This is a genomic window from Paenibacillus sp. SAF-068 (genome assembly GCF_051967555.1).
Lineage (GTDB): Bacteria > Bacillota > Bacilli > Paenibacillales > Paenibacillaceae > Paenibacillus.
On sequence record NZ_JBQCJX010000013.1, the window covers coordinates 1 to 11,539 of the forward strand.

General features: G+C 49.9%; 8 protein-coding genes and 1 tRNA gene. 8 read left to right on the forward strand and 1 reads right to left on the reverse strand.

The window, feature by feature from the left end:
* The first annotated feature begins 4 nt into the window (after nt 1-4).
* The 8 genes from ACTHPG_RS27955 (at nt 5) to ACTHPG_RS27990 (ending at nt 9,290) form a co-directional block, all read left to right on the forward strand.
* A tRNA-Gly gene (locus tag ACTHPG_RS27955) sits at nt 5-75 on the forward strand.
* 391 nt (nt 76-466) lie between these two features.
* Nucleotides 467-2,332 carry a 3D-(3,5/4)-trihydroxycyclohexane-1,2-dione acylhydrolase (decyclizing) gene (gene iolD, locus ACTHPG_RS27960; RefSeq protein ID WP_440392531.1) on the forward strand — a complete coding sequence of 622 codons (1,866 nt, stop codon included), beginning with the start codon at nt 467-469 and terminating at the stop codon, nt 2,330-2,332.
* A gap of 53 nt (nt 2,333-2,385) precedes the next feature.
* Nucleotides 2,386-3,288 carry a myo-inosose-2 dehydratase gene (gene iolE, locus ACTHPG_RS27965; protein WP_440392532.1) on the forward strand — a complete coding sequence of 301 codons (903 nt, stop codon included), beginning with the start codon at nt 2,386-2,388 and terminating at the stop codon, nt 3,286-3,288.
* A gap of 196 nt (nt 3,289-3,484) precedes the next feature.
* Nucleotides 3,485-4,495: a 5-dehydro-2-deoxygluconokinase gene (gene iolC, locus ACTHPG_RS27970; protein ID WP_440392533.1), complete on the forward strand. Its 1,011-nt coding sequence runs from the start codon at nt 3,485-3,487 to the stop codon at nt 4,493-4,495.
* 99 nt (nt 4,496-4,594) lie between these two features.
* Nucleotides 4,595-6,070, forward strand: a complete 1,476-nt coding sequence (locus tag ACTHPG_RS27975; RefSeq protein ID WP_440392534.1) for a CoA-acylating methylmalonate-semialdehyde dehydrogenase — start codon at nt 4,595-4,597, stop codon at nt 6,068-6,070.
* 69 nt (nt 6,071-6,139) lie between these two features.
* Nucleotides 6,140-7,192, forward strand: coding sequence for an inositol 2-dehydrogenase (iolG, locus tag ACTHPG_RS27980; protein WP_440392535.1), 1,053 nt, complete (start codon nt 6,140-6,142; stop codon nt 7,190-7,192).
* Between the two features lie 34 nt (nt 7,193-7,226).
* Complete coding sequence (gene iolB, locus ACTHPG_RS27985) at nt 7,227-8,033, forward strand: 5-deoxy-glucuronate isomerase (protein WP_440392536.1); 807 nt, start codon at nt 7,227-7,229, stop codon at nt 8,031-8,033.
* Between the two features lie 249 nt (nt 8,034-8,282).
* A complete protein-coding gene (locus ACTHPG_RS27990; protein ID WP_440392537.1) occupies nt 8,283-9,290 on the forward strand; it encodes a LacI family DNA-binding transcriptional regulator in 1,008 nt (335 codons plus the stop codon).
* 66 nt (nt 9,291-9,356) lie between these two features.
* Here the strand turns inward: ACTHPG_RS27990 and ACTHPG_RS27995 are convergent, their stop codons facing one another.
* Nucleotides 9,357-11,336, reverse strand: coding sequence for a methyl-accepting chemotaxis protein (locus ACTHPG_RS27995; RefSeq protein ID WP_440392538.1), 1,980 nt, complete (start codon nt 11,334-11,336; stop codon nt 9,357-9,359).
* Nucleotides 11,337-11,539: the final 203 nt, after the last annotated feature.

Here is an 11,539-nt window from a genome sequence, read left to right on the forward strand (position 1 = left end):
TTATGCGGGTGTAGTTCAATGGTAGAACTTTAGCCTTCCAAGCTAATAGCGTGGGTTCGATTCCCATCACCCGCTTAAATATTGAAAAGAAAGAGATGGTACTCACCGTCTCTTTCTTTTTTTGCATTCACAGACATATGGATTATAAATGTATACAGAGAATTACAGATGATATGGTTAACTCGCATGTACGAGTATGTCTCCCATCCTAACAATACATATTCCATCTTTTAAATTAGGTCTTTGTCATTTTGGAAGTGTTCCAACGAAGGAGGTCACGTGCATCTTCGAACACTTGAATATCTTTTCTGTATCACATTTATAAAAACGCTTACAAAAATAGCTTGCGTAAATTATGAACCTGTAATACCATATCAATTAAGCGCTTAACCTTTAGGGGGGGAGGCGCTTAAACTTAACGTAGATTAAGCGCTTAACCCGTAAAGGAAAGGAAGGCGACCAATTCATGAATACAATTCGACTAACGATGGCACAGGCACTGCTTCGATATCTGGATCAGCAATACATCTCGGTTGATGGGGTGGAAACCAAGTTTGTGAAGGGAATCATCGGCATTTTTGGACATGGCAACGTAACAGGCATTGGAGAAGCGCTGGAGCGCAGTCCAGGAAGCCTCACGTATATGCAGGGCAAGAACGAACAAGGTATGGTGCATACGGCAGCGGCCTATGCCAAGCAGAAGAACCGCAGACAGATCTATGCATGTACAACATCCATTGGTCCGGGTGCTTTGAATATGATTACAGCGGCAGCTACTGCAACGGTGAATCGGATTCCGGTTTTATTGCTTCCTGGAGACAACTTTGCTACACGGGAACCGGACCCGGTACTTCAGCAGTTGGAAGTGAGTAGTGATTATACCATCTCAGCCACGGATCCATTCAAAGCCGTCAGCAAGTACTGGGATCGTATCGTTCGTCCCGAACAGTTGATGATTGCTGCTACACAGGCCATGCGTGTACTAACCGATCCAGCAGAGACGGGAGCAGTAACGCTGGCACTGCCGCAGGATGTGCAGGCAGAAGCGTACGATTACCCGGAATCGTTCTTTGCCCGCAAAGTGCATTATCTGGACCGACGTCCCCCGGTACAAACAGCCATTGAACGGGCAACGGAGCAGATTGCCCGGGGCAAAAAGCCGCTTCTCGTTGCAGGCGGCGGTGTGTTGTATTCTGAGGCGTCCGTTCAACTCGTGGAGTTCGCCGAAGCATTTGGCATTCCGATCGCCGAAACGCAGGCGGGCAAGAGTGCAGTCTCTTGGGACCATCCACTGAATGTGGGAGCCATCGGGGTTACTGGCTCTCTGGCAGCCAACAGGCTGGCGAGAGAAGCGGATGTGGTAATCGGCGTCGGTACTCGTTTCTCCGATTTTACGACGGCGTCCCGCTCTGCTTTTCAGCATCCTGAAGCTTCATTCATTAACATCAACCTGAACGGTATGGATGCCGCCAAGTTAGGCGGAGAAGCCATTCTGGCAGATGCACGTGAAGGATTGCAGGCATTGCAGAAGGCACTGCAGCAGAGTCAATACCGCAGTTCGTATGGTGCATCCGAAATTGCTGATCTCCGCGCTGAGTGGAATGCAGAAGTGGATCGGCTGTATGGAGCACAACATCAAGCTGGGCTGGCACAGACCACGGCAGTCGGCATAGTTAATCGGACGATTGATCCATCTTCCGTCATCGTATGTGCAGCAGGCAGTCTGCCGGGCGATCTGCATCGTCTGTGGCGTGCGGCTGAACCAAAGACGTATCACATGGAGTATGGATTCTCCTGTATGGGATACGAGGTAAGCGGGGCGTTCGGAGCAGCACTTGCCGAGCCGGATCGTGAGGTGTACGCCATGGTAGGGGATGGCAGTTATCTGATGTTGCATTCGGAGTTTGTGACCAGTTTGCAGGAACAGAAGAAGATGACCATTTTACTATTCAACAACAATGGGTTCCAGTGTATTCATAATCTGCAGCGGGAACATGGTAGTGACGGGTTCGGCAATGAGTTCCGTTATCGGGAATCCGAGAGTGGGCGCCTAACCGGGGATTACATGCCAATAGACTTTGCTGCACATGCCCGAAGCATGGGGGCCAAATCCTATAGAGCCGAGACAGCAGAACAGCTGGAACAGGCAATCCGAGAAGCGAAGAACGAAACGGTGAGTACGTTAATTGAAATTCCAGTTGTGCCTGGAACCAACGCAGGTGGATACGAGTCGTGGTGGAATGTAGGTGTGCCCGAAGTATCTGCCGAGGAAAAGGTAGTTCATGCGCATCACACCATGCAAGCCAACCGTGCCAAAGCAAGACCTATTTAGTCCGGTTTAATATAGTGAACCATAATGTTGAACGACAAAGGAGACGTGGAGCAATGAGCAAGCTGCCATTCCAGCTTGGGATCCATCCGATCAATTGGGTCGGTGAAGATGTGAAGGAACATGGTGATGCGACAACGTGTGCGCAGATTCTGGATGACATTCAGCGTCTTGGGCTGACGGGTACAGAGATGGGGCGTAAATATCCAACTGATCCTGCTATATTGCGTGAGGAATTGAGCCAAAGAAATATCAAGCTGGTCTCCCAGTGGAAATCCGTACTGTTCTCCGATCCAGCGTATCGCCAGACGGAACTGGACAGTTATCGCAGACATGCAGAATTTCTGCAGTCCATGGGCAGTAAGGTGATTAGTACGGCAGAGGTAGGTGGGTCACTTCATTTTGATCCAAGACGAACACCGCATGAAAAAGAAGTGCTCAGACTCAGCGAATCTGAATGGCATATCCTTGCTGAAGGGTTGAACGAAGCAGGAGCCATTGCCCGCGAACATGGGTTGAAGCTCACGTACCATCATCATGGAGGTACAGTGGTAGAGCAACCGGATGAGATTGATCGACTGATGGAGTTGACGGACCCTTCTCTCGTGTATCTGCTCTATGACACAGGTCATGCCTACTATGGCGGGGCCAATCCACTGGAACTGCTACGCAAACATTATGATCGGATCGCTTATATCCATCTGAAAGATATCCGCCCTCATGTGTTGGATGAAGCACGCGCGGAGCAATCTGACTTTGTCGGTTGTATTCGTAGAGGCGTGTTCACCGTACCAGGGGATGGATGCATTGATTTTGCACCAATTCTGCAAGAACTGATCACACGCGGATACGATGGCTGGGCGATGCTTGAAGGAGAGCAGGACCCTGCGATTCATAACCCGTATGAGTATGCCAAACGCTCCTTGACCTATATGGAGTCCTTATACCAACACAGCTGATACTGACATAGCGATGGAGAGAGGACCCTACCCATGAAGTGAAAAGGAAGAAGGCTAGCAAAACTATCACGTTACGATTGCAAAATAAACCTGACCTTTTCTAGCCGTTTATTATTCCCCACGCCGGAATGAGTAACTAGTCTGGATATCCATTTACAACCTGTAAAATCTCAACACAGAAAGGGGCTCACATGCAATGACCTATGTATCCTTTCCAGAATCAAGAAAGAAGGATTTCACCGCGATTGGTCGCTTGTGTATCGATTTGAACGCCAATGAGATCAATCGCCCGATGGAAGAGACGATGACGTTCACGAAGTATGTTGGCGGCTCGCCGGCCAATATTACGATAGGCATGTCCAGACTGGGTATGGAGACAGCTTTTATCGGTAAGATCGCGAATGACCAGATGGGTCGATTTATCCATAGCTATCTGGAGAAGAACGGCATCGACACATCGAATGTGGTGACAGATGACACCGGAGCGGTGACAGGGCTTGCTTTTACCGAGATCAAAAGCCCGACCGATTGCAGTATCCTGATGTACCGGGACAATGTAGCGGATCTGTTATTACGGGCGCAAGAGGTACAAGAGCAGTTGATTGCTGACTCCAAAGTGCTGCTAATCTCAGGCACGGCCCTCGCACAGAGCCCATCTCGTGAAGCTGTATTGCAGGCGCTAACGTATGCGAAAAAACATGGCACTGTTATTGTGTTTGATCTGGACTATCGCCCATACACATGGACTTCAGATGAAGAGACAGCAGTCTATTACAACCTTGCAGCCGAGAAATGCGACATCATCCTGGGCACACGCGAAGAGTTCGACATGATGGAGACATTCGACCATAATCCGGATCATAGTGATCAGGTGACTGCACAGAAATGGTTTGATTTCTCAGCCAATATTGTAGTAATCAAACACGGGAAGGAAGGGTCCATTGCTTATACGCGTGAAGGACTTTCCCATCGTGCCGACAGCTATCCTGCAAAAGTGGTCAAAACGTTCGGTGCAGGGGACTCTTACGCAGCAGGTTTCCTGTACGGATTGATGCAGGGCTGGACGATTGAGCGCAGTATGGCGTATGGCAGTGGGGCAGCAAGTATCGTCATTTCCAGCCACAGCTGTTCGGATGCGATGCCAACGGTGGAACAGGTGAATGATTACATCGAACGTTGCAATCGGGGCGAGATCACCGTGTCTTGAAGCTCATTGCAATACTTTGAACAACATGCTCATACAGATCAACATCAATGATATACGTTGAACATAAGAGACCACACATAAGCGAAGGGAGACAGGGCTATGGGAAAAGGAATATCTGAAGCGTCTGCAACAGCGACAATGGTACAAAACTGGATCGGAGGTGCCTGGGTAACCCCAGCAGCAACTCGTACGGAGCCGGTTGTGAACCCCGCTACAGAAGAGGTTATTGCACACGTGCCACTGTCTGAACAAGCGGACGTGGATCTGGCCGTACAGACGGCACGGGAAGCGTTCAAATCCTGGAGCAGCACGCCAGTTCCACGCCGTGCACGTATTCTGTTCCGCTACCAGCAGTTGCTGGTGGAGCATTGGGAAGAACTCGCCCGCCTGGTAACGCTGGAGAACGGCAAAAGCTACGCCGAAGCGTATGGTGAGGTATTGCGTGGCATTGAGTGCGTGGAGTTTGCGGCAGGTGCCCCGAATCTGATGATGGGCAAACAGTTGCCTGATATCGCGACAGGACTGGAGTCAGGCATGTATCGTTATCCAATCGGCGTAATTGGGGGAATTACCCCATTCAACTTCCCGATGATGGTGCCGTGCTGGATGTTCCCGCTGGCTATCGCATGCGGTAACACCTTTGTTCTGAAGCCGTCCGAGCGTACACCATTGCTGGCAGGTCGCCTGGCAGAGCTGTTCAAGGAAGCGGGGCTTCCAGACGGCGTGCTCAACATCGTACACGGTGCACATGATGTCGTGAATGGTCTGCTGGAACATAAGGATGTTCAAGCGATCTCCTTTGTCGGATCACAACCTGTAGCTGAATACGTCTACACCACTGCATCCAAGCATGGCAAACGGGTACAGGCACTCGCAGGTGCCAAAAACCACTCCATCGTTATGTCAGACGCTGATCTCGATCTAACCGTGAAAGAGATTACCAGTGCGGCATTTGGCTCAGCAGGGGAACGCTGCATGGCATGTTCGGTTGTCGTGGCTGTGGGTGATGTGGCTGATGAACTGGTGCAAAAGCTGGTGGAAGCAGCAGATCGCATTACCATCGGTAATGGTATGGATGAGGGCGTGTTCCTCGGTCCGGTCATCCGTGGACCACATAAAGAGCGTACACTCCGTTACATTGAATCCGGAGAGCAGGAAGGCGCGGCCTTGATCCGGGATGGACGCATAGATCAGGCGACTGATGAATCCGGTTATTTTGTAGGGCCAACAGTATTCGACCAAGTGGAGAGCAATATGAAAATCTGGCAGGATGAGATCTTTGCTCCAGTACTCTCGGTGGCAAGAGTATCTACGCTGGAGGAAGCCATTGAGCTTGCGAACCGTTCTGACTTTGCTAATGGTGCGTGTCTGTTCACCAGAAGCGGGGCAAGTATGCGACAATTCCGTGAGACAATTGATGCGGGCATGTTGGGGATTAACCTGGGTGTACCTGCACCAATGGCATTTTTCCCGTTTTCCGGCTGGAAGAAGTCTTTCTATGGTGATCTGCATGCCAATGGCACGGATGGTGTTGAATTCTACACTCGCAAGAAGATGGTAACGGCGCGCTGGTAACAACCAGAGCATAACTCGGGCTAAGGGGAACGCCCAGCCCATATGGACGCACATAGGGAGGATAACGGAATGGGCAAGGACAAAGTGAGAATCGGCATCATCGGTGCTGGACGGATCGGAAAAATTCATGCAGACAATCTCCTGCGCAACCCGCATGCCGAGATTGTAGGAATCAGTGACTTGTTCGCGGGTCCCGAGTTGGAGGATTGGGCCTCCAGACGCGGCATCCCTGTTGTAACGACGGATAGCAGCCAATTGATCTCGATGCCTAATGTAGACGCGGTGCTGATCTGTTCTTCAACAGATACGCATGTGCCGCTGATCGAACAGGCCGCTCAGGCAGGCAAACACATCTTCTGCGAAAAGCCGGTTAGCATGGATCTGGCGCAGACCCAAGCGGCTGTAGCAGCAGTGCAGAAGGCTGGTGTGAAGCTGCAGATCGGATTTAACCGCCGCTTCGATCACAACTTCAGACGGGTACGTGCCCATGTGCAGGATGGTACGGTTGGTGATCCGCATATTATCAAAATTACGTCTCGCGACCCGTCTCCACCACCTGCGGAGTATATCCGGGTGTCCGGCGGGATTTTCATGGACATGATGATTCACGATTTTGATATGGCTCGGTATCTGTCGGGCAGTGAAGTGGAAGAAGTATACGCCCAGGGCAACGTGCTGATTAATCCGGTCTTTGCAGAACATGGCGATGTGGATACGGCGATTGTAACGATGACGTTTGCCAACGGGGCGATTGGTGTTATTGATAACAGCCGTCAGGCTGTATATGGGTATGACCAGCGTGTTGAAGTATTCGGCTCGATGGGCAGCGCCGCAGCGGCGAATGATCATCCAAATACGGCTGAGATCAGTACAGCGGCGGGGCTCATGCGCGACAAACCGTTACACTTTTTCCTGGAACGCTACAATGAAGCGTATGTGCAGGAGACAGCCCTCTTTATCGATGCAATCATCCATGATACACCCGTTATCGTAGATGGCCACGATGCAGTACAGGCAGAACGAATTGCGCTGGCAGCGAAGATGTCCCTGGAGCAGGGAAGACCAGTGAAGCTGAGTGAAGTCCCTGGGATGTCACTGGAATCGCAAACGGCAACTTCGTAGGTGGATTGACGAACAGAAAGGAGTGGATGACAAGATGTCAGAACGTATTGTGAAACCTGTGGTCAACCCGGAAGGGGACGGTACGCTTATCAACGTAAAACCGGAGTCGGCTGGGTGGGAATATGTCGGCTTTCAGGTAGCGAAACTGGCGGAGGGGGAGACCTTAACCCGTGAGAGTGGTGATCAGGAACTCTGTGTAGTGCTTCTCAGTGGTTTAGCCAATGTAAGTACCCGGGAGCACACATGGGATAATATCGGGAAAAGAATGAGTGTTTTCGAGAAAATTCCGCCGTATTCGGTCTACGTCTCGACTTCCGATCAGGTGAAGATCACAGCACGTACTGAATTGGAAATCGCTATATGTGTCGCACCCGGTAAAGGCACATACCCGGCTCGTCTCATTGCACCCGAAGATGTAGGAGTAGAGGCGAGAGGGTATGGCAATCTGGAGCGTCAGATTCATAACATTTTGCCCGAACAGAAGGAAGCAGACAGTCTGCTCGTTGTTGAGGTGTTCACACCCGATGGGCATTGGTCAAGTTACCCGCCACATAAGCATGATCGGGACGCACTCCCGGATGAATCTTTGCTGGAAGAAACGTATTATTTCCGTGTGCAGCCTGAGCAAGGGTTTGCCATTCAGCGTATATACACGGATGATCGTTCTGTGGATGAGACATTAGCAGTGAAGAACGGGGAAGTCGTGCTTGTTCCGGACGGGTATCATCCGGTAGGTGCTCCTCCGGGGTATGAGGTCTACTATCTGAACGTGATGGCTGGTCCAACGCGGACATGGAAATTCCATAACGACCCTGACCATGAGTGGTTGATGAAAAAGTAATGCTTTATGCTAGAGCGCATTGTGCTCACTTCAAGTTGCGTATGCAGACTTCCCCCTGCATAATGAGAAGAGAACAATGATCTATGCGAATCAATTTCATAACTCACTAAGAATGGGTTTCTTGTAACTAAATATAGACAAATTGAGCCAGTTTGAACTATATTTAGCCTTGATTGAAGCAGCTAAAGGTAATATGAAATTGATTCATGTATAACGCAATTTATATATAGCATAAATGGGGAAAAAACAATGAAAGCAACCATATACGATATAGCACGCGAGGCGGGTGTATCCATTGCAACCGTCTCGCAGGTCATTAATGGCAAAGGCAAGATCAGTGAGAAGCGCCGCGCCGAGATTATGGAGATCATGGAACGACTTCACTATCAACCCAGCGCGATCGCAGCTGCACTTACAGGCAAGCAGACGTATACATTGGGGTTGCTTGTACCGGACATTTCGAACCCGTATTTCGCAGAACTGGCCAGAGCGGTGGAGGATCGAAGCCGTCAATTGGGCTACAGCGTGGTCATCTGCAGTACGGATAATAAGGACGAGCGGGTAGAGCGTTATCTGAATCTGCTCCAGCAAAAAAGGGTCGATGGCATGATGATCGGAACCGGGATCGATAATGCCGACATTTTGTCTCCCCTCCTGCAACAGTCGATTCCTGTTGCTCTAATTGCCCGTCATATGCCATCCCTTTCGGTACATACGGTCACCATTGACGATATACTCGGCGGAGCACTTGCAGCGGAGCATCTGCTTGAACTTGGGCACACCCATGTAGCGGTATTGTCGGAACCGTCCAAAGTCAGCAGCAGTCAGGAACGTGTACGCGGATTCCGTGAAACGCTGAATAAGGCAGGTCATACGCTGGAACCAAATCAGATCCGAGCATCTGCAGCTGACCTGAGCTCGGCCAAAAAAGAGGCGCTACTGCTGCTCGGTGAGAGCAATCACCCAACAGGATTGTTCTGTTGTAATGACATTCAGGCCATCGGTGCTCTTCAGGCAGCCAAAGAGCTGGGGCTGCGCGTGCCAGAGGATGTGTCGATTATCGGGTTTGATAATACGATTCTTGCTTCGGTAACCAGTCCACCGCTTACCACCGTTGCCCAGCCAATTGAAGAACTGGGACATCGCGCTGTAGATCTGTTGATTGACGAGTTGAAGGATGAGCAAAAAGAGCCACAGAAGATTGTACTGAAGCCCGAACTGGTTATCCGTGAATCCGCAGGGCGTGTATTGGGCTGAATCACGCAACGTATCAACATAATCAACAAGCCGCGTTCACCTTATGGGAGAACGCGGCTTGTTAATTTATATCTTGAACTTTTTCACTTCTTCAGCGAGCGTATTGGCTTGTTGAGCCAGTTCGTTGGAGCGCTCCGAGATACTTGTAATGTAATTGAACTGTTCCTGAGTAGAGGAAGCAACTTCCTCCGTGGAAGCGGCACTCTGTTCCGACATGGCCGCAACACTGGAGATCACTTCAGCAATCTTGCCAGAGCTGTTATCCAGTTCGGTTGTGGCAGACGATACCTGCTGGAGCTGGTTATCGATGCCTTCAATGGATTGTTTGATTCGCATAAACGAGTCGCGCATCTCATGCACGGCAGCAACCTGCTGCTCAATACCATGTTCAGCAGAATCAACTTCCCTCACACTTTGGCGGCTGGCTGCCTGGATTTCATTCAGCAATACGATGATATCCTGAGCAGACCCTGCGGATTGTTCAGCAAGTTTTCGCACTTCCTCGGCAACCACCGCGAATCCACGTCCATGTTCACCGGCTCTGGCCGCTTCAATGGAAGCATTCAGGGCAAGCAGGTTGGTCTGGGAGGCAATAGCCTGAATCATGCTGACGATGCTTTCAATTTTTTGTGATTTGTCTGCGAGCAGGGAGATTGATTCACCGACACGATCAATCGATTGGCGGTTGCCATCCGAAAGTTCCACCTGGTGATCCACCGCCTGTAGTCCAGCCAGCATGGCTTCTCCTGCCTCACGCATCATCGTTACGGACTGCTCGACACTGCGATTTATACCGCCGACACTATCACTCATCTCTGATAGACGACTTGAGCCATCATATACGGATTCGGCCTGTGTACTGGAGCCTTGAGCGAGTTCATCCGTAGCAATGGAGATCTGCTCAGCGATGCGCTTGGTGTTATCCGTATGCTCCTGCATCTCACCCGAAATACGTTGTACGCGGTCAGCGGAAGCCGTTACTTGTCTGAACAGTGAGCTTAGCTGATCGGACATCTGATTGAATGCCTGACCAAGCTCTGCAAACTCATCTCTGCCTTTGATCTGCACCCGTCCTGTAAAGTCACCACTGGACATCTGGCGGGACGTTTCATGCAGATTTCTCAACGGCTTGATGAAAAGTGTTGCGATCCAATAGGCACCTGCCAGCACAACCAGTAACGTAATAGCGATAATCAGAATGTAGTTGTTGCGCAATTCATAATACTCAGCGTAGGCCAACTTCTCGGAGATAATAGAGCCTACAACCCAGCCAGTGCTTGGAATCTGATGATAGAACAACAGATAACTCTCACCATTATTTTGGAAAGGCTTCTGACCTGATGGATTAGCCTGCATATCTGCCAGCAGCGGGTTTAACTCTGTATTTTCCTTGGCTGAGGTGTTCACCATTTTATCGTCAGGATGAGCCAGGAGCAGTCCGTTTTTATCGATTAAAAAGGTGTAGCCCAATCCGTCCAGATTTATTTTTGCCACTGTATCGGTAAGTGTAGAGAGCAACAAGTCGCCTGCGACAACCCCTTGCAATGCGCCTTCTTTATTTTGGACCGGCATGGCAATCGACACCGCATATTGCTTCGACATCATATCGAGATAGGGGTCAGAGAACGTTAGCTGATTGGCCTGCTTGGCTTCCTGGTACCAAGGACGTTGTCTTGGATCATAATCAGCATCGGGAGACCAGTCGGAACCATTCATGAAACTGCCGTCTTGTTCTGAACCGTAATACAGATCCGACAGACTCTCTTTGTTACTGCCCAGCTTCATAATGTTAAAGTATTCTTCCGTGAGTTCGCCCTCAGGCACGCCCTCCTGGATGACAAAACCCAATGTTTCGATCACTTTGGCATTACTGCTGATCCAGCCATCCAACTGATTTGCCGAAGAAGTCATTAGGCCATTCAGTTTGGAATCAACATTGCGCATGGATTGTTTTTCCGTCTGCACCAAGCCGAGTGAAGCCAGTGGAAGTGCGGTGATCAACACAGCGGCAAGAAACATGATCATTAATTTTGGTTTGAGCTTCATTCCAATTCCCCCTAGCGTTTTACAATTACACGCCTTTACTTCCTTCAAGTTCTTTGTGGACCATGTACACTTGTTGCGTTCGTCCGAATATAGTCCTCGGGATTTCAAGGGTGTGTAAGAATGAAGAAAGCTTATGAAGTATATCGTCATTTTTAGTTCAAATTTTAGTTAATCCAACAAGTTAGTTAGCAATCATGAATTTA